This is a genomic window from Psychroserpens sp. Hel_I_66 (assembly GCF_000799465.1).
Classification (GTDB): Bacteria; Bacteroidota; Bacteroidia; order Flavobacteriales; family Flavobacteriaceae; genus Psychroserpens.
The window spans coordinates 1,595,789-1,619,247 of sequence record NZ_JUGU01000001.1; the positions used below are offsets into that span (position 1 = coordinate 1,595,789).

At 34.3% G+C, this 23,459-nt stretch carries 21 protein-coding genes; 6 read left to right on the forward strand and 15 right to left on the reverse strand.

Features of this window, described 5'->3' with window-relative positions:
• Positions 1–180: 180 nt before the first annotated feature.
• From guaB to GQ40_RS07305, 8 genes are all read right to left on the reverse strand, one after another.
• On the reverse strand, positions 181–1,653 hold the full coding sequence (gene guaB / locus GQ40_RS07270; protein ID WP_047547074.1) for an IMP dehydrogenase: 1,473 nt from the start codon (positions 1,651–1,653) through the stop codon (positions 181–183).
• Between the two features lie 65 nt (positions 1,654–1,718).
• Positions 1,719–4,145, reverse strand: a complete 2,427-nt coding sequence (locus tag GQ40_RS07275) for a TonB-dependent receptor domain-containing protein (RefSeq protein WP_052184180.1) — start codon at positions 4,143–4,145, stop codon at positions 1,719–1,721.
• A complete protein-coding gene (locus GQ40_RS07280) occupies positions 4,126–5,493 on the reverse strand; it encodes an HTTM domain-containing protein (RefSeq protein WP_047547076.1) in 1,368 nt (455 codons plus the stop codon). Before GQ40_RS07280 ends, GQ40_RS07275 begins: the two co-directional genes overlap by 20 nt.
• A 66-nt stretch (positions 5,494–5,559) precedes the next feature.
• Complete coding sequence (locus tag GQ40_RS07285) at positions 5,560–6,666, reverse strand: imelysin family protein (RefSeq protein ID WP_047547078.1); 1,107 nt, start codon at positions 6,664–6,666, stop codon at positions 5,560–5,562.
• A gap of 91 nt (positions 6,667–6,757) precedes the next feature.
• Positions 6,758–7,957 carry a DUF4856 domain-containing protein gene (locus tag GQ40_RS07290; RefSeq protein ID WP_047547080.1) on the reverse strand — a complete coding sequence of 400 codons (1,200 nt, stop codon included), beginning with the start codon at positions 7,955–7,957 and terminating at the stop codon, positions 6,758–6,760.
• A 188-nt stretch (positions 7,958–8,145) separates the two neighbouring features.
• Complete coding sequence (locus GQ40_RS07295) at positions 8,146–9,009, reverse strand: hydroxymethylglutaryl-CoA lyase (RefSeq protein WP_047547082.1); 864 nt, start codon at positions 9,007–9,009, stop codon at positions 8,146–8,148.
• A 37-nt stretch (positions 9,010–9,046) separates the two neighbouring features.
• Complete coding sequence (locus GQ40_RS07300; protein ID WP_047551650.1) at positions 9,047–9,673, reverse strand: LysE family translocator; 627 nt, start codon at positions 9,671–9,673, stop codon at positions 9,047–9,049.
• Positions 9,674–9,765: 92 nt separating this feature from the next.
• Positions 9,766–10,809 carry a quinone-dependent dihydroorotate dehydrogenase gene (locus tag GQ40_RS07305; protein WP_047547084.1) on the reverse strand — a complete coding sequence of 348 codons (1,044 nt, stop codon included), beginning with the start codon at positions 10,807–10,809 and terminating at the stop codon, positions 9,766–9,768.
• Between the two features lie 79 nt (positions 10,810–10,888).
• On the opposite strand from GQ40_RS07305, the gene pepT reads away from it, so the two are divergent.
• Positions 10,889–12,133: a peptidase T gene (pepT, locus tag GQ40_RS07310; RefSeq protein ID WP_047547086.1), complete on the forward strand. Its 1,245-nt coding sequence runs from the start codon at positions 10,889–10,891 to the stop codon at positions 12,131–12,133.
• An 11-nt stretch (positions 12,134–12,144) separates the two neighbouring features.
• Entirely contained in the window at positions 12,145–12,747 is a 603-nt protein-coding gene (locus GQ40_RS07315) for a YdeI/OmpD-associated family protein (RefSeq protein ID WP_047547089.1), read from the forward strand.
• A 98-nt stretch (positions 12,748–12,845) separates the two neighbouring features.
• Here GQ40_RS07315 and yajC read toward each other — a convergent pair whose 3' ends face one another.
• The 4 genes from yajC to GQ40_RS07335 all read right to left on the reverse strand — a co-directional run bounded on the left by yajC (position 12,846) and on the right by GQ40_RS07335 (position 15,936).
• On the reverse strand, positions 12,846–13,133 hold the full coding sequence (yajC, locus tag GQ40_RS07320; protein WP_047547091.1) for a preprotein translocase subunit YajC: 288 nt from the start codon (positions 13,131–13,133) through the stop codon (positions 12,846–12,848).
• A 3-nt stretch (positions 13,134–13,136) separates the two neighbouring features.
• Positions 13,137–13,637 (reverse strand): DUF1573 domain-containing protein, encoded by a 501-nt coding sequence (locus GQ40_RS07325; protein WP_047551652.1) that lies wholly within the window; start codon positions 13,635–13,637, stop codon positions 13,137–13,139.
• A 124-nt stretch (positions 13,638–13,761) separates the two neighbouring features.
• The gene (gene nusB / locus GQ40_RS07330) at positions 13,762–14,673 is read right to left on the reverse strand and encodes a transcription antitermination factor NusB (RefSeq protein WP_197052656.1); all 912 of its coding nucleotides are present in this window, start codon (positions 14,671–14,673) and stop codon (positions 13,762–13,764) included.
• A gap of 159 nt (positions 14,674–14,832) precedes the next feature.
• Positions 14,833–15,936 (reverse strand): Glu/Leu/Phe/Val family dehydrogenase, encoded by a 1,104-nt coding sequence (locus tag GQ40_RS07335; RefSeq protein ID WP_047547094.1) that lies wholly within the window; start codon positions 15,934–15,936, stop codon positions 14,833–14,835.
• A gap of 130 nt (positions 15,937–16,066) precedes the next feature.
• On the opposite strand from GQ40_RS07335, the gene GQ40_RS07340 reads away from it, so the two are divergent.
• The 3 genes from GQ40_RS07340 (at position 16,067) to GQ40_RS07350 (ending at position 20,872) form a co-directional block, all read left to right on the forward strand.
• Positions 16,067–17,821, forward strand: a complete 1,755-nt coding sequence (locus GQ40_RS07340; RefSeq protein ID WP_047547096.1) for an ABC transporter ATP-binding protein — start codon at positions 16,067–16,069, stop codon at positions 17,819–17,821.
• Positions 17,822–17,890: 69 nt separating this feature from the next.
• On the forward strand, positions 17,891–18,286 hold the full coding sequence (locus GQ40_RS07345; protein WP_047547099.1) for a PUR family DNA/RNA-binding protein: 396 nt from the start codon (positions 17,891–17,893) through the stop codon (positions 18,284–18,286).
• An 81-nt stretch (positions 18,287–18,367) separates the two neighbouring features.
• Positions 18,368–20,872: a M14 family metallopeptidase gene (locus GQ40_RS07350; RefSeq protein WP_052184181.1), complete on the forward strand. Its 2,505-nt coding sequence runs from the start codon at positions 18,368–18,370 to the stop codon at positions 20,870–20,872.
• Positions 20,873–20,907: 35 nt separating this feature from the next.
• Here GQ40_RS07350 and GQ40_RS07355 read toward each other — a convergent pair whose 3' ends face one another.
• Complete coding sequence (locus GQ40_RS07355; RefSeq protein ID WP_047547102.1) at positions 20,908–21,243, reverse strand: tRNA-binding protein; 336 nt, start codon at positions 21,241–21,243, stop codon at positions 20,908–20,910.
• 31 nt (positions 21,244–21,274) lie between these two features.
• On the opposite strand from GQ40_RS07355, the gene GQ40_RS07360 reads away from it, so the two are divergent.
• A complete protein-coding gene (locus GQ40_RS07360) occupies positions 21,275–21,829 on the forward strand; it encodes a thioredoxin family protein (protein WP_047547103.1) in 555 nt (184 codons plus the stop codon).
• 323 nt (positions 21,830–22,152) lie between these two features.
• Here the strand turns inward: GQ40_RS07360 and mazG are convergent, their stop codons facing one another.
• Positions 22,153–22,932, reverse strand: coding sequence for a nucleoside triphosphate pyrophosphohydrolase (mazG, locus tag GQ40_RS07365; protein WP_047547105.1), 780 nt, complete (start codon positions 22,930–22,932; stop codon positions 22,153–22,155).
• A 98-nt stretch (positions 22,933–23,030) separates the two neighbouring features.
• Complete coding sequence (locus GQ40_RS07370) at positions 23,031–23,456, reverse strand: DUF5606 domain-containing protein (protein WP_047547108.1); 426 nt, start codon at positions 23,454–23,456, stop codon at positions 23,031–23,033.
• Between the last annotated feature and the right edge of the window lie 3 nt (positions 23,457–23,459).

Sequence of the window (23,459 nt, forward strand, 5' to 3'; positions counted from 1 at the left end):
ATTAATCAAATTTTTTCAAAAACTTACCTATCTAGAATCCATAACGATGTCTATCGAAACTTGAAATTCGTACCAATTATTTCATTATAAATTTTAGTAAAACATAGGGATCTCAATAACAAAATAAAAAAGCTGAACTTAAATTAGTCCAGCTTTCTTTTAATTTATCAAAACTAATATCTACCTAGAATAATTTGGAGATTCTTTGGTAATCGTAACATCATGAGGATGACTTTCATTAATCCCTGAAGCTGTAATCTTTACAAAACGACCTGTTTCTTTTAAAGTCGCCACATCCTTTGCTCCACAATAACCCATTCCTGCACGAAGTCCGCCAATAAATTGATGGATACTCTCTACCAAATCACCTTTATATGGCACACGACCAACAATGCCTTCTGGCACTAATTTTTTGATATCATCTTCTACATCCTGGAAGTAACGATCTTTACTGCCCTGTTTCATCGCTTCAACAGATCCCATACCTCGATACGATTTGAATTTCCGTCCTTCGTAAATAATCGTTTCTCCCGGACTTTCCTTCGTACCTGCCAATAGAGATCCCAACATCACAGAATCTGCTCCTGCTGCAATCGCTTTTGGGATGTCACCAGTGTAACGAATTCCACCATCTGCAATGACTGGCACTCCAGAACCTTTTATTGCTGCTGCGACTTCCAATACTGCGGAAAACTGCGGAAAACCAACTCCTGCAACAACTCTAGTCGTACAAATAGAACCTGGTCCAATACCAACTTTTACTGCATCTGCACCAGCCTCGACCAAATATTTTGCAGCTTCTGCTGTGGCAATATTACCAACAATCACATCTAATTTTGGGAATTTCTTTTTAATGTCTTTTAGTACCATCACCACACCTTTGGTATGACCGTGAGCTGTATCAATAATTACAGCATCAACACCTGCATTAACAAGTGCTGAAGCTCTTTCGACTGCATCTCCAGTTACTCCAATAGCAGCTGCAACTCGAAGTCTTCCGTAGGTATCTTTGTTGGCGTTTGGCTTTTGTGTGACCTTTGTAATATCTCTAAACGTGATGAGTCCTACCAATTTGTAGTTGTCATCAACAATCAATAATTTTTCAATTTTATTTTGCTGAAGGATCTTCTCTGCATCCTTTAAAGACGTGCCTGCTTTTGAGGTAACTAAATTTTCCGAAGTCATTACCTCTACAATCGGTCTATTATTTTCATGTTCAAATCGCAAATCACGATTGGTAACGATTCCTTTTAGAAGACCATTATCATCAACAATCGGGATTCCACCAATACCATGCTCTGCCATAGATTTTTTAGCATCGCTCACCTTTGCAGTCATTGGCAACGTTACGGGATCTATAATCATACCGCTTTCAGCACGTTTTACTCTGCGTACTTTTTCGGCTTGCTGCTCTATCGTCATATTTTTGTGAAGCACGCCAATACCGCCTTCTTGAGCCATGGCAATTGCCATTTTACTCTCGGTAACTGTATCCATAGCTGCGGAAACCACAGGGATATTTATAGTTATGTTACGTGTGAATTTTGTTTGGATGTTTACCTCTCTTGGTAAAACTTCAGAAAATGCTGGAACCAAAAGTACGTCGTCATAAGTGAGACCTTCTCCAACAATTTTATTTTCGTGTGCTGTCATGATGCAATTAGAATTAATTGCGCACAAAGATACAACATAATTAAAAGAATTAAGTAAACACTCTATTAAATCTTAATTTGTAAAGTCGCATAATAATTTCTGGGAGCTGATGGAATAATTCCAGGTCCAGGATAACCGGTCGCACGACGGGTAAAATAGGTTTCGTCCAATATGTTATTGATTCCTGTTTCTAATTTGAAACGCTTGTAAGTATAAGATAATGATACATCTAAAATATCATATTGAGGTATCGCACCAATCACACCACTCAAATTAGCGTCTTGAGAATTTGTAGCATCTGTAAACTGACGCCCCAAATAAGAATATTGTGCGCTTGCCTGAAGATTTTTATACCCAAATCGAAGTCCGGTTTTTATATTTGCATCTGGCACAAATTCTACTTCGTTGCCTTCTACTCCCAATTGTTGCGATTGGGTATATTCCGAAGAAATAAATGATGCATTTACAAAATAGTTAAAGCTGAAATCGTTATTCATTTTTAAGATTTTCTTCAAATTGAAATCTACCAAAGATTCGATACCAAGAATTCTTGCATCACCAACATTTCCACGTTCGCTTATAATTCTTCCATCATCAAATTCTTTTTGTATAAAACCGATTCTTCCGTTATAAAACAACGCGAAAGCGCCTAAATCGTAGGAAATCAAATTTTTATAATTGCCTCTAAAACCTAAATCGGCGGTAAAACCATCTTCATCTGTAATATTGGGATTTACTGCAAAAGCGGGATTATTGATGTTGATATCTGAGAATGTGACCGAGCGGTAATTCTGGGATATATTTCCATAAATTTCTAGAGCTGTTGTTGGTTTGTAACTTAACCCGACACCCAATAACACAAAATTGCGTTCAAAATCACGATTGTCTTCAATCGTTTCCTCAAAAATGACATTGCCTGCTGCGTCTGTATTTATGCGCTTGAAAAAACCATCGCTCTCGGTTTTTATATATTCAAATCGAAAACCTGGCGTTACAGAGAATTTATCATTGATGTAAAAGATGTTTTCACCAAATACAGCGACGTTCAAATTTGGAAAATCAAATTTTGACTGCGATGGATAATTTGGAAATTGATCATTATAGAATTCAAAATCCGGACCACTTCCATCAGAGCCTGGACCTTGCTGTTCGTTGTTATTCGCTTTGTAAAATTTAGAACCAATTAGGAAAGTGGCTTCTTTTCCGAAGAATTTATATTTACTCAGTAAACGTGCTTCGGCACCATAATTTTTAAAATCACCTTTTATCAAATCACGCTCGTTATTTGGGTCAATTTGATCCACGCGATTGGTTCTAAACCCAAGCGCATCACGTGATGCGTTAAGTCCAAAAGCATTAAATGTGAAGTTCGTTTTTTCTGAAAATTTATGGCTCAATTTTAAATTATACAATAACCAATTGACCTTAAACCAATTACGCGATCTATTACTTTGAAAAGCATCTTGGTTAAATTGCGCATCAGTCAATCCACCACCTTGTTGAGCAAGGTAATATAAATGTGTAAACTCTGCTGAAATATTCGTTTTTTCATTGAATTTGTAACCTAAATGTGCAAAAACATTTTTGGATTCAAACTGAGAATTTGGTCTAAACCCATCCCCGTTTTTATAATTGAAATACGTATAATAACTAAATTTATCTTTTGTACCGCTGAGGCTCGTGAAATTGGTGTACAAACCAAAACTTCCCACTGTATTTCTCGTAATCAACTCAATGGGTGTATTTGGGTTTGGATCTTTTGTTTTAAAGTTTATGAGTCCGCCAAACTGCGTTCCATACTGCAGAGATGCAGCGCCTCTAATTACTTGAATCTCTTTTAAACCTTCGGCTGCTGGTGTGTAATAACTTTCAGGATATCCCAAAACATCTGCACTAATGTCATAACCATTTTGTCTGGTATTAAAATTTGCAGTTCGATTTGGATCCAGACCTCGACCTCCAATATTGAGTTGCAAACCTGCATCATCATTTTGAAAGATATTCAAACCTGCAACTTGGCTGTAAATTTGGCGCGCATTGTTAGTTGCCAAATTTGCCATAGATTGATCCACGAGCACAACCTCTGTTTTTTTACCTGCATAAATAGCGGTTTCATCAACATCCTTTAATCTATTGAGCTCAAAAACTTTTGCTCGTCTTGCGCTAATTATTATTTCTGAAAGGTCTTCTTGTAAAGGCAATAAATTGACATTAAGTGCGGTATCCTTTTCAAGAGTTTGATCTAATTCTAATATTTCAAATTCTGAAATGTAAAATACTAACGTTAATTGTGATTTTTCAGTAGAAAATTCATAAAATCCATTACGATCTGAAGTTGTCAATAATCCCGAAACTTTATCAAATATTTGAACATTTGGGATGACTTCATTGTTTGTACCGTTTGTGATATAACCCGAAACTTTGGTCTGACCTAAAATTGGTAAACTGAATAAAATAAACGCTATAATTAATTTAAAATCCTTTAATGTCATCTTTAAATGGTAATATCCAATCTTTGGGTTTGAATGATTCTTTTTCTTGGTATAAATCTACGGTTGGATCAACGTACTGCTTGCTCAATCTTCCGTTTAACGCTACGTAACTATCTACAAAAACCTGTACGTTCTCATGACCTTGTGCTGTGAAATGATCGCCCAAAAAATGAGCATATTCTAATATAAAATCGGGTTGAAAACTCATTTGCTTTTCTTGAAAAGCTGATAAAAAATCTGAGTTTTGCACGTAAAAATACGATCCTGTTTTTGAATTAACGACCTTAAACGTTGCCAAGCCTGCTTTCTCCATGAGCATCACTCTCCACGATAGTCTGTAGCCTTCTTCTGTCCAAAATAACTCGTTTTTGTAAAATAGGTATCGAAAGGGAAATAGGATTTGAAATGCGAAAAATACAGCGACAATTGGGATTAAGAGCTTTCTGTTTGAATATTTATAGGTTTCAATTGTTTGGAATGCTTTTATTTTTCTTCGGAAAGGTTTAATAACACGTTTGATTATAACAATTATTTTTTCATGAACGCTGGCATCAAAAAAGATCAAGGTCGCCACAATCATAATATATGGAAACATCCCAATTGAAAACAAAACACGCGTAAACACATGGAAAATAACCACTAAAACAAAAGCAAAAACACGAGTGCGTTTATATAATAATAAAAACGGAATGGTGAGATCGTACAACATACCAGACCAGCTCATCGCGAAATGAAACCAATCTTGTTGCATTATGTTACTCCCAATTATTGGTAGGTCATATTTAGAAGGCAACCAGATTTTTAAGGGCATTGCTTTTAATAACCAATCACTGTTTATTTTTGCAATACCTGCGTAGATATAAACAATACTTAAAAGTAATTTTATGCTATCTATCGTCCAATTTGGGATATTTTGGTAGCTTTTCTTCCGAAGTATATTATCTACTGAAAACCTTGCGTTGGCAGGTAGAAAAATCATTAAAAAACTAAGTACGCTTATAAAATAATAATGGTTGAGATAAGTGGTTTTATCTATAAGTTCGATGTAAGTAAAACTTAAGAAGAAAGCGATAATGGCTATTTTATATTTAAACCCCAATGCGACGAAAAGCGCAGCGATTCCGCAGAAAAAAAAGAGTAGATAATTATAATCTCCTAAAGATTTGATCCATTCAAAACCATAATATTTAAAATGGAATTTTGGTTGAATGTATAATTTTTCTATCCAGCCATGGTACCAAAATCTAATAAGACTAAAACACATCATTAAACCAAAACAGATGCGAAATACTGCAAGAGGCGCAGCATTTGTAGTTTTGTTTAAATATGTTTTGATTTTAATAGTCATTTAAAAAAAAGATTCTTTAGCGAATGTTATCACTAAAGAATCTCAGGTGTATTATGTTAACCTTTACTAGTCTCCATCTGCGTCAATAAAATCAACACTGATGTTCATTGCTTGAACCATATCTACTTTTAAAAGCACTACTGCTTTTTGAAGTTCATCATAAGTTTGGAGCATTTTAGTATTATCTGTTTCAACCTGTTGAGAAAAATTATTATCTAATTGCTGAATTTTCCCTTCTGCAATATTGAATTGGTTATTGATCAACTCATTCAAATCTTCCCCATTTTTAATAGTATTCAAATAGTTTAAATACGAACTAAAACTATCTCCATTTACGGATGTGTTGTAGGATATACCAACAAAAAAATTCTGAACAGCTTTTAGTGCTTCTTGAGACAAAACCTTAGATACTTCTTTATTATAAAATGCTTCAACCTTGTCATTGAATGTGGTTGTTGAAAACACTCCAGCAGGAATACCGAATTTATTAGCTCTTAATCCTTTTTCGTAATAATAGATAAAATCGTTAGTCAATTTATTTGTAGAACTCGTAGCTGTATTTGCTGTGCTATTTACAAAAACATTTCTATAACCTGTTGTCCAATCATTTAATACTATAGCAGTTAATGATTGCATTTGATCAACCAAATCTGATAAATACTGTGCATTTGCAGCATTATTGTACGTGGTTAGTATATCTGTATTATTATTTGCAAGCCCATATAACATATAATCTACAGCTGGAAAACCAACCGCAGCATTAAGATTTGGATTTGATAGATCATATTCTCCTGTCGTGATGTTATTTTGAATAAGTGTAACGCTTGTTGGGTAAATATTCATTTGATCTGCATAGTTAAGCTCTTCTGCTTTACCAATATCAAACATTTCCACATACTGCCAAGTTTTATAAGCCTCTAACCAAGACGCTCTAAGCACATCTAGATTGGTTAGATTGGGAGTCGCCAAAAACGTATCCTTATCGGTTTTTAAAGTCAATAATTTCGAATTTAAATCCTGAAAAGCTGGAATGATAATATTATCTGCCCAATTGGTCAACATGGCTTGTCTATCAAAACCATCAGATTGTGATCCAGATCCAGAATCATCAGACTTTGAACACGCAACCATAAGTGCGATGGCGAATACGCTTAAAACAATTTTTTTAATCATAATTTAAATTTTCTTTTTTCAGTTTGCAAAGATAAATAAGCAAATGCGTTCAACCTAATGAGATGCATTTGCTTTTTAGACAACTTAATAATTAATTTGCAGCTTCAACTGTAAAGTTAAAACGTGCTGCAATATCTTCGGAAATCATATCCAAAGTTTCCGGTGTGACATCCCAAAACCCATTTCCTTCGGAAAGTTCTGCGATATAATCCATAACTTCTGCATTTGTAAAATACGGATTAGATGAGTTTGGCTGTCTTGTAAATTGTAAGCTGTAAATGAATCCAAAACCTTCAGATAACTGGTGAAAAGCACTTGCCATATCACCTTCATTTAATTTTACTTTTCCTGCCTGTAAATAATGTACTGCTCTTACAGCAGACACTTTAGAAAGGTTTTCTTTTATAATATTGGCTTGCGCATCTCTAAGGTCATAATCTTTTGCAACAATGGCTGCACGTCCCAATTTAAAGGCATTGAAAACCGTTTGTGCGATTCCTGCAAAATCATCATCTGCCTCTAAACGATCTAGATATTCGTTAAGAAAAGAATCTGCTCCCAACACTGGCATTGATGCATCTAGTTCTGCACCATAAAGGTAGCCAAAAGCTTCATCCCATTTGTGCTCCATATTTGTGTAAGATTTTCCCGTTACAACAACATCGCTATTGTTATCTTCAATGTTGGAACCTTCATCCAAAACCGAAGGACTTAAATAATTATTAAGTATTTGATCGGTCATCAAACCACCAATTAACCCCTTAGCAACCAATTGATTAATCTCAAAACCTTTTGCATTGATATAACGAACAGCTCCACCACCTGCTTGTTGTAATTGTCCAGCATTTCCCGCAGTAGCAATGGTATTCCAGTTTGAAAAAACATTATTTGCTTGATCTGCAATCCATAAATCGAAATCTGATTTAATAGCATTAGACAATGTGGCATTTGAAGAAAAATAATCTCGGGATGCAGCTACTTTTGATCTAATATCTTTATCTGATGCATTTAAACTTGCTTCTGAAAAATCATCATTTCCTTCAACGTGTGCAAACATACCATCTAATTGAGCTTCTGTATTGGTCTCTATTTTTAATGCAGATGTTAGTTCTCCAGCCATTGCAATTCTTGTTGACTGCCCATTAAAATCTACCGTAGACGCTCCATCTCTTTCAAAGCTGTAGGTTGCTGGTGTTTCAATTTGTTGTTCTAGATTATTGCTATCATCGTCACTTGAACAGGATGTTAAAAAACTTGATATAACTAATAAACTTAAGGCGATTTTTTTCATTTTTGATTGGTCTTTTTGTTTTTATTTAGACTTGATACAAATAATAATTGTATTTCGATTGCAAAAATAAAACACATCTTTTAATCCTCAAAGTTTATTTAGATTAAATTTAAATAACTTTTTAAATTAAGATATAAGTCCTTAATTTTCTGAAAATTAGAGAATGTTAAAATTTCAATTTAACGCTCTTAATGGTATTGGGAAAAGATTTTTGTGGCCTCGTTATATGAACTCTCAAAACTCATCGCATTGAGGTTATTATGTTTTGAAGACGTGAAGTAAGATAATAACTTTTCGGTTGGCATATTGCCTGTAAGTTCGTCTTTTGCCATTGGGCAACCGCCAAAACCTTGAATCGCTCCATCAAAACGGAAACAACCAGCTTTAAACGCAGCATCTACTTTTTCGTGCCATGTTGTTGGTGTAGTATGCAAGTGCGCACCAAACTCAATATTAGAATACTGTGGAATCAAATGAGAAAACAAATAATCAATATTTTCGGGATCTGAGCTACCAATGGTATCGCTAAGTGAAAGAATTTTCACTCCCTTTTTGCTTAACCGTTCTGTCCACTCGCCTACGATATCAACATTCCAAGGGTCTCCATATGGATTACCAAATCCCATTGAAATATAGACGACAACTTCTTTATTATGTTTGTTGGCGAGTTCCAGAATTTCAGAAAGTGTGACAACCGACTGTGCAATTGTTTTGTGTGTATTTCGCATCTGGAAATTTTCTGAAATTGAAAACGGATAGCCCAAATAATCAATTTCTGGATGTTGGCAAGCATCTGCTGCTCCTCTTGTATTGGCGATAATTGCCAATAACTTACTTGTTGTTTTACTTAAATCCAACTGCGACAAAACCTCTGTAGTATCCACCATTTGCGGAATTGCTTTTGGCGAGACAAAGCTCCCAAAATCAATCGTATCAAAGCCAACTCTCAATAACGATTGGATGTACTGCACTTTTTTTTCCGTAGGAATAAAATCCTTGATACCTTGCATGGCATCACGAGGACATTCGATTATTTTTACAGGTTTGCTCATCTTGTTCAAAGATAGCAATATTGGGGAAAAGATGGTTTTATTTTTCCGAAGTAAAAATTAAAATCGCAATCCCAACAAAGACAATTATTTGGAGCCATTTTAAGTAAAACCCGATACGCTTATGTTGCGTAATATAATCTGAAATTGAACCAGCCAAAACTGCAATTGACGAAAAAATAATCGCAGAAACTAACATAAACAAAAGACCAAGCACATAAAATTGAATTACGGTACTTATGGTTTCGCTAAATAAAAACCCAGGGAAAAACGCCAAAAAAAAGATAGATACTTTGGGGTTTAAAACGTTCATAACGAAACCTTGCTTGAAGAGTTGCGATAGATTTTTCTTCGGAATGTTATCGCTACTTATACTCAACTCATCACTAGATTTATAGACTTTGTAAGCCAGATACAATAAGTAAAGTGCGCCAAATAGCTTAATTACAAAAAAAAGGATGTCACTTTCTTTTATAATGGCAGACACGCCAAAGGCAACCAATGTGGCATGCACTAAGCAGCCAGTAATTAAACCTGCAACGGTTGCCAAACCATATTTTTTACCATTAACAATGCTTTGCATCAATACGTAAATATTATCTGGACCTGGAGATATTGCGAGAATTGAAGTTGCTACAGCAAATGATAAAAGGATATTAAAGTCTATCAATTATTTTTTTAAAGTAAATTAGTTGTTTTATAAATACAATTATAAAAATTAATGCTTCGGAAATATTAAAACTCAAAAGCGAATTGACTTTACAGTGAATTCGCTTTTTTTATAAGTGCTCTATTGATGTTTTTAATCAACTTAGGACCTTCGTAAATAAATCCAGTATAAACCTGAAGGAGGTCTGCTCCCGCTTCTATTTTCTCCAAGGCATCTTCTGAGGAATGAATACCTCCTACTCCAATGATCGGGAACGATTTATTGCTTTTCTCTGCCAAATATTTTATAACTCGTGTAGATTTTGCTTTAATGGGTTGCCCACTTAATCCACCGTTTCCAATTTCAGCAAGACGCTCATTAGACACCTTTAAACCTGTTCTATCAGTAGATGTGTTGCTTGCTATAACTCCGTCAAGTTTTGTTTCAGCAATGATTTCGATAATTTCATCCAATTGCTGGTCGTTCAAATCTGGAGCGATTTTCAATAAAATCGGTTTTTGCTCACCAAAATTTCCATTATCTTTTTGCACCGCATTAATGAGCTCCAGTAAATAATCTTTGTCATTTAATTTAGCGTGACTGCCAACGTTTGGGCAACTCACATTTAGTACAAAATAATCTACATAAGGATGTAAACTATTAAAGCATTGTAAATAATCTCTGGTATAATCTTCTGGCTTTGTATCGGTATTTTTACCAATGTTTCCGCCAATAATCAATTTTCCTTTATTCTTTTTAAGCTGGGAGATTGCAGCTTCAAGTCCGTCATTATTAAAACCCATTCGGTTGATGATCCCTTTATCATCCTTCAATCTAAACAATCTTTTTTTAGGGTTTCCTACTTGACCTTTTGGTGTTACGGTGCCTATTTCAATAAAACCAAACCCAAAGTTCGCCAACTCATTATACAGTACCGCATTTTTATCAAAACCTGCTGCCAAACCTACTGGGTTCGCGAATTTAATTCCGAAGAAATCACGCTCCAAAGATGGGTCTTTTACCACATACAAACTTCTGAATAATGCTGTAAATCCCGGTATTTTTGAAATATTTCTAATTAATGAAAATGTGAAATGGTGCACCTTCTCGGGATCAAAATAAAATAATATGGGTCTTAATAGAAGCTTGTACATAAGAAATCATTTCTTTTGCAAAAATAATACAGATTTGATTAAAATCGGTAACTTTATATTCATATAATTTAGATTACAAATGATAAACAAAAAAGACATCACAAAACGATTTATAAGCTATGTTACGGTTGATACAGAATCAGATCCAGAAAGTGACACCACACCAAGCACCGCAAAACAATGGGATTTGGCAAATGCACTCGTTAAAGAGTTAAAACAAATTGGTTTGAGCGATGTCACTATAGATGATAATGCGTATATCATGGCTACACTACCAAGCAACGTTGATCATAAAGTACCAACAATTGGTTTTGTGTCTCATTTTGATACCACGCCAGATTTCACGGGAGCCAACGTAAAACCTCAAATTATTGAGAATTATGATGGAAAGGATATTATCTTAAATGCTGCGGAAAACATCGTGCTCTCGTCAGACTATTTTGAAGATCTTCTTCTCTACAAAGGACAAACGCTTATCACTACAGATGGTACAACGTTACTTGGCGCAGACGATAAAGCTGGAATTACCGAAATAATTTCCGCTATGGAATACCTCATCAACCATCCAGAAATAAAGCACGGAAACATAAGAATTGGCTTTACGCCAGATGAGGAAATTGGTCGTGGAGCACACAAATTTGACGTTAAAAAATTTGGAGCAGATTGGGCTTATACGATGGATGGCAGCCAAATTGGAGAACTGGAATATGAAAACTTTAATGCAGCAAGCGCAAAAATCACTATACAAGGTAAAATCGTACATCCCGGTTATGCAAAAGGTAAAATGGTAAATTCAATGTACATCGCTACAGAATTTATTAATTCACTGCCAAGACTGGAAACTCCAGAGCATACCGAAGATTACCAAGGGTTTTTCCATCTCCACAATATAGAGGGAAAAGTTGATGAAACTGTTTTACAGTACATCATTCGCGACCACGATAAAGATCATTTCAAAGCAAGAAAAGAAGTGATGCTCAATCTTACAAACGATATCAATGAGCAATATGAACGAGAAGTCATCAAAATTGAAATAAAAGACCAATATTTTAACATGAAAGAAAAGGTAGAGCCTGTAATGCACATCGTTGATCTTGCAGAGGAAGCCATGAAAGCTCTACAAATTGAACCGCTAATCAAACCCATTAGAGGTGGTACAGACGGTTCACAATTAAGTTATATGGGATTGCCTTGCCCCAACATTTTTGCTGGCGGACATAATTTCCACGGAAGATATGAATACGTGCCCGTTGAAAGTATGATCAAAGCTACAGAAGTCATTTGTAAAATTGCAGAGCTGACTGCGGAAAAGGCAAAAAAATAAATTATTTAAACATGCAGAAAGTAACTTCAGTAGAAGAATACATAGCAGAAAATTCAAAATTTTCAGAAGAACTTATTTTACTTCGGAAACTAATTAATTCCACAGAACTCGAGGAGACCATAAAATGGAACATGCCAACTTACTGCTTAAATGGTAAAAATGTTTTGGGTATTGGTGCGTTTAAAAATCATTTTTGTATTTGGTATCATCAAGGTGTATTTCTCAAAGATGAACACGATTTACTAAACAACGCACAAGAAGATAAAACAAAAGGTATGCGACAAATGCGTTTTGAGAACGTTAATGACATCAATGAAAATGTAGTTTTAAGCTATGTAAAGGAAGCTATTGAAAATCAAAAATTGGGAAAAGAAATTAAAGTAAAGAGAACAACTAAAAAAGATGTCTCAATCCCTGAACTGATCAATAACGAGATACAAGTCAACTCTGAATTTAAAAAAGCATTTCAAGCATTATCCCCTTCGTGCCAAAGAGAATATTGCAATCACATTACCGAAGCTAAACGTGATACCACAAAAATATCTCGATTAGAAAAAATAAAATCCATGATTCTAAATGGTAATGGTTTGCATGATAAATATAAAAATTGTTGAGTTGTTGTCTAAGAGAATAGCTTTCGGTTTAAATAAAAAACATAAAAAAACTCCGAAAATTACTTTTCGGAGTTTTTTTATAAGTGTGAACTCTGTTTCTATTTTACTACAACAGGAGTGTTTAGTTTTCGGCTTATTTCCATAGAAATAGCAGAACGTTCAAACTTTATTTTTCCTGCAAGTGTTTCGATAACACAGCTATTGTCTTTATCATTTAGATCTACGACTTTACCGTGCATTCCACTTTTTGTAACTACTTTATCACCTCTTTTAAGCTCTGCTGCAAACTTTTTTTCTTGCTTAGCTCGTTTCATCTGTGGTGCAATCATAAAGAAATACACAACAGCAAACATGGCTACAAAAGGTAAGATATCTCCTAATCCCATAGATTATTTTCCTACTGGATTTATTGATGCAGTTCCCGCTTTTTTAGCTGGAGCATTTGGATCTGGCTCAACAAAAGCTTTAATTTTCACTACTTCAGAACCTTTTTCTGTATTTGTTGTTAAAGTAATTGACTTTTGAACTTGGTTAGAACCTTTACCATTAAACTTTACAGTGAACTCTGCAGACTCTCCTGGTGCAAGTGGGTCTCTGTTCCAATCTGAAGGTACTGTACAACCACAAGTACTTTTAATATTACTTACTACTAAAGGTGTTTTACCTGTGTTAGTGTACTTGAATTTTGTTTCAACTGGAGTACCATTAACGATAGTTCCAAAATCATGTTCAGTTTCTTCAAAAGAAATTACTGGAAAATCTCCAGCGGTTGCATCTCTTTCTGCAGCTGCTGTTACGTTTTCTGAATTAATTTTGCTTGTTGCATCTTCTTTACAAGATGTGAAAGCTACTAAACATAATGCGCTTAACGCTAAAATTGTTTTTTTCATTGCTATAATTTTTAAAAAATTTTTAATTTGAGAGGTCAAATGTACTAATTATTTCATCTAATTAAAATTTTTAGGCTGTTTTCAAACAAAACATTAACACTCTATGCCTTACAAATTCTATAAATTACATTAATCCTCTTCCTATTTTATTGAGTTCACCTTTTGATGTATATTCTTTGACTATTTTGTCTAAAATTCCGTTTATAAAGTTGCTACTCTTTGGTGTAGAATACTCTTTAGCTATTTCTAGATATTCATTTATAGTCACTTTTACTGGTATTGACGGGAATTTTTGAAACTCACAAATAGCCATTTGCATTAGTACAGTATCAATTTGAGTGATACGCTCTGCATCCCAATTTTTGGTTTTTGAAGCTATTTCTTCGCTAAATGAAGCTTGATTGAGAATGGTTTTCTTAAGTAAGTTTACACCAAATTCCTTGTCCTCCATGTCCTTAAATAATTTTGGTGTGAAAAATCTTCCTTCCGAAGAAATTTTAACCTTTTTCAAAACCTTGAGAATTGCAGTGTTTACTACTGGCAAATCGTCTAACCAAGTGAGGCGCTTATCTTCAAAAAAATCGTAAAGCTTGTCGTTGGGTGCAATAATATCTGTAAATAAATCTATAACAAAGGCTTTGTCTTCTTTGAAAGTAGAGGTTTTAGTAGACATATAGTCTTTATAAAGATCACTTTTAAGAATGGATTTGAATATGATGTCTACATATTCAAAATCAAGGTACCAAAGGTTTTCTTTTTGATCTTCTATACGCTCCAACAACACTTCATTAGAACTTAAAAGAGCTAAAACTTCATTATTTACGAATTTTAGATTTGGGTTCTTCTCTGCACTTGTAGCCAAAAACTTTTGCTGGTTTTTTTCTTGGAAGTCTTTAGATTTTTTATAAATCTCAATTAAAAGTGATAATTGCGCGATAAATAAATCGTACATGCTATCTAGACTTTGTAAAAGAAATTTCTCGTTGGTTTTAATATTATCACTTTCACTGCCTTTAGAGGCGTAAAGTGTTTGCATTACTTTAATACGAATATGTCGTCTGTTTAACATGGTTACAAAGAGCTAAAAATTAACAAAGCAAATTAGTCAATGCATCTATATTGGATCCACGACAAATTTGCTTTGCAAAAATACTATTATTTTAAGAGTACCAAATTATTTTGGTTTGGAATATTATTATTTTCCTTGTTCTCTTTTTCTGGTTTCAATACGCTCCTTTGCGAGACTTAACGCAGCTACGTTTGTTGTGATATTATTCGCTTTTGCGCGGTCTAAAATCTCTAATGTTGTGTTATAGATATTTTCTGTCTTGCGCATAATTTCCTGACGATCATAATTCTCTAATTCTGCATATACATTGATGATTCCACCAGCATTGATTAAAAAATCTGGTGCGTAAAGAATATTTCTGTCTTGTAGGATTTTGCTATGCTTAGCCTCATCTGCCAGTTGATTATTTGCTGCTCCAGCAATAATATCTGCTTTTATTTTATAAATGGTGTCGTCGTTAATGGTTGCACCTAAAGCACAAGGTGCATAAATATCCATTGATTCACTGTATAAATCTTGACCACCATAGATAGTAACATCATATTTTGATCTTACCTCCTCCAATCGTTCTTGATTTAAATCTGCGATGGTGACTCTGGCTCCTTCGTTTTTTAAATGCTCTACTAAAGCTTCACCAACGTGGCCTATACCCTGTACAAAAACACTTTTATCTTCTAGAATGTCACTTCCGTATTTAAACTTAGCTGCAGCTTTCATACCCATAAATACTCCAAATGCTGTTACAGGAGAAGGGTTTCCCGCTCCACCTTTGCTTTCAGAAATACCGGTAACATAAGGCGTGACCTCTCTTACTGTATCCATATCTTCGGTGGTCATCCCAACATCTTCTGCAGTAATATATCTTCCGCTTAAAGAGTGTACGAATTCACCAAATTTTCTCATTAATTCTGGCGTCTTTTGAGTTTTGGCATCACCAATGATCACCGCTTTTCCTCCACCAAGGTTTAAACCTGTAATTGCAGATTTAAATGTCATGCCACGAGATAGTCTCAACACATCATTTAGGGCTTCCCATTCGTTATTGTAATTCCACATTCTTGTTCCTCCAAGTGCAGGTCCTAAAACTGTGTTATGTATTCCAATTATTGCTTTTAAACCAGTATCTTTGTCGTTGCAAAAAACGATTTGCTCGTGATTATCAAAAGATAGCTGCCCAAAAACAGGGTCAATTTTTGAAAGTTCTTTTGAACTTAAAACATCTGAAGTCATTGTAAAGTAGATTAAAAGTCTATTTTAATTTAATTTAAAATAGCGTGCAAAAATAATTCAATATTAGAGTATTAACAAAAATAAGCAGTTAAAATTGTCAAATTGTTAATAATCAAGTTTCGATTTTTTAATGAAAGAACTAAAACATATAAATAAGTACTTTAAAAAGTATAAATACCAACTTTTGTTAGGTATCATAATTACTATTGGCGCAAAAATATTTGCCTTGTTTACACCACGATATATTGGTAAAGCTATTACGACAATTTCCAATAGACTAAAAGGTGATATCACCCAAGAAGTGTTTAAACAAGAACTTGCCACAGATATAGGTTTTCTTATTGGAGCTGCTGTTATCACTGGTATTTTTACTTTTTTCATGAGACAAACCATTATTAATGTGTCTCGATATATTGAGTATGATTTAAAAAATGAAATCTACCAGCAATATCAAAACTTATCACTTAATTTCTATAAAGCCAATAGAACTGGTGATCTTATGAATAGAATTAGTGAAGATGTTGGAAAAGTTAGAATGTACGCAGGACCCGCAATTATGTACACTATCAATACCGTAACACTTTTTATAGTTGCTCTAATATATATGATTAGTGTCGCTCCAAAATTAACTTTGTATACAGTTTTACCTTTACCATTGCTATCTTTTATTATTTACAAATTAAGTAAGGTAATTAATAAGCGTAGTAGGATTGTACAAGAATATTTATCCCATTTATCTGCATATACCCAAGAATCCTTTAGCGGAATTTCAGTTATAAAATCCTACGGAATAGAATCCAGAAACTACGATGAGTTTAATAAACTTTCTTCGGAAAGCAAACAGAAACAAATTGATTTAACTAAGGTGCAAGCTTTATTTTTCCCATCTATGATTTTACTTATTGGTGTTAGTAACATTCTCGTGGCTTATATTGGAGGTATGCAATACATCAATGGAGAAATACAAGAAATTGGTACCATAGCAGAGTTTTTAATCTATGTCAATATGTTGACCTGGCCTGTTGCGACAGTGGGTTGGGTAACCAATTTGGTGCAGCAAGCTGAAGCATCACAAAAGAGAATCAACCAGTTTTTAAAAGAAAAACCCGAAGTAAAAAATTTAAACGACACACCAACTTCTATAGATGGCAATATAGAATTTAAGGATATCACCTATATCTATCCAGACACAAATATTAAAGCTTTAGACCACGTAAGCTTTTCATTAAAAAAAGGTGAAACCCTTGCCATTTTAGGAAAAACAGGTTCTGGAAAATCAACTATTCTAGATTTAATTGGACGTTTGTATGATGTACAGGATGGTAAAATTTTAATTGATGGCAAGCAAATAGATCAAATACACCTCAAAAGCCTTAGGGATAGCATCGGCTATGTGCCACAGGACGCATTTTTGTTTTCAGACACTATTGAAAACAATATCATGTTTGGAAAAGAAGATGCTACTGAAGAAGAAGTCATAAAAGCTGCGAAAAACGCTGATGTACATAAAAACATAAAGACCTTCAACAATGGTTATAAGACTAAATTAGGAGAACGAGGTATCACACTTTCAGGTGGGCAAAAGCAGAGAATTTCTATTGCTAGAGCTATCATTAAAGCTCCAGAGATTATGCTTTTTGATGATTGCCTTTCTGCAGTTGATACAGAAACTGAAGAAAAAATCCTCACTAGTCTTCGAGAAATTTCCGAAGGAAAAACAACTATAATTGTAAGTCATCGTGTCTCTTCTGCAAAAGATGCAGATAAGATAATTGTACTTAAAGATGGTAAAATTATTCAAAACGGTACTCACGAAACCCTTATAGACGCAGATGGTTACTACAAAAAACTGTACTTAAAACAACTTACCACAAAAGAATTATAGTTATTTGTTGCTTACTATTCTTTTTTTTTAGATTTTTGAAGTGCAATCAATAAAAAATTAAAAATAGTTATGAGTGATCATGGAATGATGGAGAAAGAGGAAATTTTCTCAAAAGTTTTAAGGGCAGGTAGAAGAACTTATTTTTTTGATGTTAGAGCAACTAAAGCTGGAGATTATTATCTTACGATTACAGAGAGTAAGAAATTCACGAACGACGATGGTTCTTTTCATTATAAAAAACATAAAATCTACTTGTACAAAGAAGATTTTAGTGAGTTTAATGAGATTTTAAAAGAAATGACCGATTACATTATTGATGAAAAAGGTGATGAAGTTATTAGTGAACGTCATCAAAAAGATTTCAAAAAAGAAGACTATAATGCAGATGATATTACCGAAGGTGGTGAATCTTCAAATACAGATTCTGCTGAAAAATTTACAGACATCAATTTTGAGGACATATAACATCCCGAATTGTTAAATATACCAAACCGCTATTCAATGAGTAGCGGTTTTTTTATTTTTATAAACTAATCAACTTACTTTATGAGATTATTAATAGTACTATTTTTACTTTGTGGTTTAAACCTAAACGCACAATCCCAAAACGATCTTTCTTATTATCTACCTCAAGAGGTCACTTATGACCAGAATATTCCAACTCCAGAATCTATAATTGGTCATCAAGTTGGAGAATGGCATGTTACACATGATAAATTAATGTTCTACATGCAAGCCCTGGCAAAAGCATCCAACAGGATTACAATTGAAAACCGAGGTACAACCTTTGAAGGCAGGCCTCTGCTCCTTCTCACCATAACATCTCCAGAGAACCACGATAATCTCGAAGCCATAAGAGAAACGCATATCGCTTCTACAGACAATAGTAGCGTCAACACCAGCAATATGCCAATTGTCGTCTACCAAGGGTTTTCCATCCATGGTAATGAACCAAGCGGATCAAACGCCTCAATGGTAGTCGCCTATTATTTGGCAGCTGCGCAAAGTGATGAAGTTAAAAACCTTTTAAAAAATACTGTAATTTTATTTGACCCATCATTTAATCCAGACGGTTTACAACGATTTGCCTATTGGGCAAATACCAATAAAAGTAAAAACCTCAACCCAGATCCCAATGATAGGGAATATGACGAAATCTGGCCTGGAGGAAGAACAAACCACTACTGGTTTGACATGAATCGTGACTGGTTGCCAGTGCAATTGCCAGAATCACAGGCGCGTATTGCCAGCTTTCATAAATGGCTGCCAAATATTTTGACAGATCACCATGAAATGGGAACCAATGCCAGTTTCTTTTTCCAACCTGGAATTCCGTCACGAACGCATCCCTTAACTCCAAAACTCAACCAAGAGCTGACCAAGAATATTGGTGATTTTCACGCCAAGGCTTTAGATAAAATTGGTTCACTGTACTACACAGAAGAAAGTTTTGATGATTTTTACTACGGAAAAGGATCAACCTTTCCAGATATAAATGGTGGTATTGGGATCTTGTTCGAGCAAGCCAGCTCTCGAGGTCATATTCAGGAAAGTGAAAATGGAATCATTACATTTCCCTTTACCATTAGAAACCAATTTACTGCAGCGCTTTCTACTTTGGAGGCAGCAGTGAATATGCGTGAGGATATTTTACAATATCAGCATGACTTTTACAAAAACGCAAGAAATGAAGCTTCCAGAGAAGCAACCAACGGAATTGTTTTTGGAGATGAAAAGGATGCTGCAAAAACCTTTCATTTAGCTGAAATACTAAAACGCCAAAATATAGAATTTCATGAAATAAAGAACGACTTTACAAGTAATGGCAAGCGTTTTAAGAAAGGAAATGCTTTTGTTATTCCGAAGAATCAAAAAAATTCAAGAATGATAAATGCGATGTTTGAAAAGCGCACAACATTTCAAGACAGCTTGTTTTACGATGTCTCTGCATGGACGTTTCCGTTAGCTTTTGGGCTGGATTATACTGAAGATATTGCGCTTTCAAATGCAGGCGATAAAGTAGAAAATCTAAAAATGAAAACTGGCAAAGTTTCTAAAAAAAGCAACTACGCCTATCTTATGGAATGGCATGAATACTATACACCAAAAGCATTGAACGCTATTTTAAATAGCGATTTACGTGCAAAAGTTGGGATGAAACAGTTTAGCATGAACGGTAAGGATTACGATTATGGGACTATATTGATACCTGTTCAAAATCAAAATAAATCGGCATCAGAAATTTTTGAGCTTTTGCAGCAAATTTCCGAAGAAAGTCATTTAGACATTGATGGAGTAGATACGGGATTAACCAAGGGGATCGATTTAGGAAGCAATAATTTTAAAGCTTTGGAGCAACCTAAGATCGCCATGATTGTTGGTGATGGAATTAGCCCATATGATGCTGGTGAAATGTGGCATTTGCTTGATCAACGTTATGATATACAACTCACCAAATTGGATAACAGCTCACTTAACAGAGCAGATTTAAGTCGTTACAACACCATTATTTTGCCAAGCGGTCGTGTAGATGGTAGCGCAACCAAAAAATTAAAAGATTGGGTTCAAGAAGGTGGAACTTTGATAGGTTTTAGAAGTGTTCTAAATTGGTTGAATGGCAATAAATTCTTAAAATTAGATTTCAAAAAAATGGAACGCGAAGCTAAGGATATAAACTATGAGCAACGCGGAGATTTTAGAGGTGCACAAGTAATTGGAGGCGCTATTTTTGAAGCTGATATTGACCGATCCCACCCAATTAATTTTGGATATAAAAATGATAAGATCGCATTATTTAGAAATAATACGCTTTTTATGAAACCAGATAAGCAAAGTTATAACAACCCAATTCAATACACTAAAAACCCACTTTTAAGTGGTTATATTTCTAAGGACAATTTAGATAGTTTAGCCACCACTGTCCCTTTCAAATCTGTTGGTTTAGGTCGTGGTACTGTTATTGTCTTTACAGATAATACTAATTTTAGAGGGTTTTGGTACGGTACCAATAAATTATTGATGAACGCTGTGTTTTTTAGGGAAGAAATGTAGTAAGCTTTGCTATTTGGTAAAAAATCTTTATACTATTAAGTTATGGGACTTCCATTTTTGACATGATTTTCTGGGTTTAGAAGTATGACATCTTTACCGTCAACTGCACCGAGAAGTAAACATTCGCTCATAAATTTTGCAATTTGTTTCTTCGGAAAGTTGACAACCGCAACAATTTGCTTTTTGAGTAATTGTTCTTTACTGTAAAGCGTTGTAATTTGAGCTGACGATTTTTTTATTCCCAATGCTCCAAAATCGATTGTTAATTGATATGCTGGGTTTCTTGCTTGAGGGAAATCGTTCACTTCTATAATGGTACCGATTCTTAAATCTACTTTTGTAAAGTCCTCGAAAGTTATTATATTATTCATAGAAACAATTTAAACTAAAAATATAAAAAATATGGCACGCACCTCTTCAAATATGCTTGAGCTTGGAACAAAAGCTCCAGATTTTGAATTATTAAATACAGTTGATGATACTTTAGTAACTTTAGATGAAGCTAAAGGCGTCAAAGGAACCTTAGTAATGTTTATATGCAACCACTGCCCATTTGTGGATCATGTAAATCCGCAATTGGTAAAATTGGCAAAGGATTATGCTTCAAAAGGCATTAATTGTATAGCTATTTCCAGTAATGATGTTGAGAGTTATCCGCAAGATGGTCCAGATAAAATGAAAACACACGCGATTGATCATGACTACATCTTTCCATACTTATATGATCAAACGCAAGATGTTGCAAAAGCCTATAAGGCAGCTTGCACTCCAGATTTCTTTGTTTTTGATAGCGAGCTAAAATTGGTTTATAGAGGGCAACTTGATGATTCCAGACCAGGAAACGATATTGAATTGACTGGTGCAGATATAAGAACAGCTTTTGATCACCTTTTGAATAACAAGCCAATTTCCGAAGATCAAAAACCTAGTATTGGTTGTAATATAAAATGGAAATAGAAGTGAAATTATTTTAAAGCACTAAAGCTTGTTATAAGCTGGAGATCCCGCTTTGAGATCCTTTTTTTCAATGGGATTAATTCGAATTGCACTTCCAATTTGCCTTAACGCTTTTGAAAGCAAATTCTCATTAAAATAATAAAATCCTGTCTGAATACACAGACAGGATTTTACCCCTAACTAAACTAAATTTTAAATCTTAATTTGTCCGCTTAACTACTAAATTAAGATTACCTACTTATGATAAAGAAACTACTTCTAGTTTCCATCTGCTTTATATACGTTCGGTTTTCTCTATTTGGATCACGACATATAAAAAAAATTTACATTTTTTTTGCCTCTTCCCAGAAAACGTCCATCTGCTCTAGCGTCATCTCTGATAAAGATTTTTTTAAATCTTTTGATTTTTGTTCTAAATATTGAAATCTTTTAATGAATTTTTTATTGGTTCGCTCTAATGCACTCTCTGGATCAACTTTTAAAAAGCGTGCGTAATTGATCATAGAAAATAGAACATCTCCAAATTCACTTTCAATTTTATCTTGGTTATTTTGATTGACCTCTTCTTGAAGTTCTGCCAATTCTTCTTTAACTTTTTCAAAAACCTGATGCGGTTCTTCCCAGTCAAAACCAACTCCTGCAACTTTATCTTGAATACGGTTTGCTTTTACCATTGCTGGCAAACTTTTAGGAACACCTTCAAGAACGCTTTTTTTCCCTTTACCTTCTTTCAACTTGAGTTGTTCCCAGTTTCTTTTGACGTCCTCTTCGTTCTCGACGGTTACATTTCCGTAGATATGAGGATGGCGATTAATGAGCTTATCGCAAATGCTATTACACACATCTGCAATATCAAAGGCGTTTTTCTCGCTTCCAATTTTTGAATAAAAAACGATGTGTAGCAATACATCACCAAGCTCATTTTTCACCTCTTGGAGATCGTCTTCTAAAATGGCATCACCAAGCTCGTAAACTTCTTCTATGGTAAGGTGACGAAGGGTTTGAAGCGTTTGCTTTTTATCCCATGGACATTGGTCTCGCAGTTCGTCCATGATGACAAGCAAGCGCTCAAATGCTTTTAATTGCTGGGTTTTATCTGCCATTTCGTAAATTTAATATGTTTATCATATCAAAAATACAATGCTTTTATTCAGCTTAAAATTTTAAGGGAAACTTAATATGAACAATCTATTAACTAAGCTTATTCTTCTTCGTCTGTAGTAACTTCACTACCCTCTTCTAGGGCATCAAGTAGATCGTGTTTTTGAAGTAAGTTATACCATTGCACAATTTTTTTGATATCACTGGCATATACTCGATCTTCATCGTAATCTGGTAAGACTTCAAAGAAATATTCTTCTAATTTATCTTTAGAATCTTTATGACTAATTGAGGTTTCTTTAGAATCTTCTTTGTCTTTTATTTTTTTAAGGACTTCTCTTAGTGGCAATTCTTCTGTTAAAGTATACACAGCTATTTCACTTAATACACTTATATTACTGTGAATATTTACAGATACCTTTTTATTATCGATTAAAGATTCTGCGATGAAACCACTACGTGTTTGTGCAACGATTTTATATAATCCTGGTTTTCCAGAAATGGAAAGTATTTTATCTAAACTCATATA

What these genes read in the sequence shown, in the direction of transcription:
- guaB (WP_047547074.1), bottom strand. Translation starts at nt 1,653, where the DNA reads ATGACAGCACACGAAAATAAAATTGTTGGAGAAGGTCTCACTTATGAC.
- GQ40_RS07275 (WP_052184180.1), bottom strand. Translation starts at nt 4,145, where the DNA reads ATGACATTAAAGGATTTTAAATTAATTATAGCGTTTATTTTATTCAGT.
- GQ40_RS07280 (WP_047547076.1), bottom strand. Translation starts at nt 5,493, where the DNA reads ATGACTATTAAAATCAAAACATATTTAAACAAAACTACAAATGCTGCG.
- GQ40_RS07285 (WP_047547078.1), bottom strand. Translation starts at nt 6,666, where the DNA reads ATGATTAAAAAAATTGTTTTAAGCGTATTCGCCATCGCACTTATGGTT.
- GQ40_RS07290 (WP_047547080.1), bottom strand. Translation starts at nt 7,957, where the DNA reads ATGAAAAAAATCGCCTTAAGTTTATTAGTTATATCAAGTTTTTTAACA.
- GQ40_RS07295 (WP_047547082.1), bottom strand. Translation starts at nt 9,009, where the DNA reads ATGAGCAAACCTGTAAAAATAATCGAATGTCCTCGTGATGCCATGCAA.
- GQ40_RS07305 (WP_047547084.1), bottom strand. Translation starts at nt 10,809, where the DNA reads ATGTACAAGCTTCTATTAAGACCCATATTATTTTATTTTGATCCCGAG.
- pepT (WP_047547086.1), top strand. Translation starts at nt 10,889, where the DNA reads ATGATAAACAAAAAAGACATCACAAAACGATTTATAAGCTATGTTACG.
- GQ40_RS07315 (WP_047547089.1), top strand. Translation starts at nt 12,145, where the DNA reads ATGCAGAAAGTAACTTCAGTAGAAGAATACATAGCAGAAAATTCAAAA.
- yajC (WP_047547091.1), bottom strand. Translation starts at nt 13,133, where the DNA reads ATGGGATTAGGAGATATCTTACCTTTTGTAGCCATGTTTGCTGTTGTG.
- GQ40_RS07325 (WP_047551652.1), bottom strand. Translation starts at nt 13,637, where the DNA reads ATGAAAAAAACAATTTTAGCGTTAAGCGCATTATGTTTAGTAGCTTTC.
- nusB (WP_197052656.1), bottom strand. Translation starts at nt 14,673, where the DNA reads ATGCAAACACTTTACGCCTCTAAAGGCAGTGAAAGTGATAATATTAAA.
- GQ40_RS07335 (WP_047547094.1), bottom strand. Translation starts at nt 15,936, where the DNA reads ATGACTTCAGATGTTTTAAGTTCAAAAGAACTTTCAAAAATTGACCCT.
- GQ40_RS07340 (WP_047547096.1), top strand. Translation starts at nt 16,067, where the DNA reads ATGAAAGAACTAAAACATATAAATAAGTACTTTAAAAAGTATAAATAC.
- GQ40_RS07345 (WP_047547099.1), top strand. Translation starts at nt 17,891, where the DNA reads ATGAGTGATCATGGAATGATGGAGAAAGAGGAAATTTTCTCAAAAGTT.
- GQ40_RS07350 (WP_052184181.1), top strand. Translation starts at nt 18,368, where the DNA reads ATGAGATTATTAATAGTACTATTTTTACTTTGTGGTTTAAACCTAAAC.
- GQ40_RS07355 (WP_047547102.1), bottom strand. Translation starts at nt 21,243, where the DNA reads ATGAATAATATAATAACTTTCGAGGACTTTACAAAAGTAGATTTAAGA.
- GQ40_RS07360 (WP_047547103.1), top strand. Translation starts at nt 21,275, where the DNA reads ATGGCACGCACCTCTTCAAATATGCTTGAGCTTGGAACAAAAGCTCCA.
- mazG (WP_047547105.1), bottom strand. Translation starts at nt 22,932, where the DNA reads ATGGCAGATAAAACCCAGCAATTAAAAGCATTTGAGCGCTTGCTTGTC.
- GQ40_RS07370 (WP_047547108.1), bottom strand. Translation starts at nt 23,456, where the DNA reads ATGAGTTTAGATAAAATACTTTCCATTTCTGGAAAACCAGGATTATAT.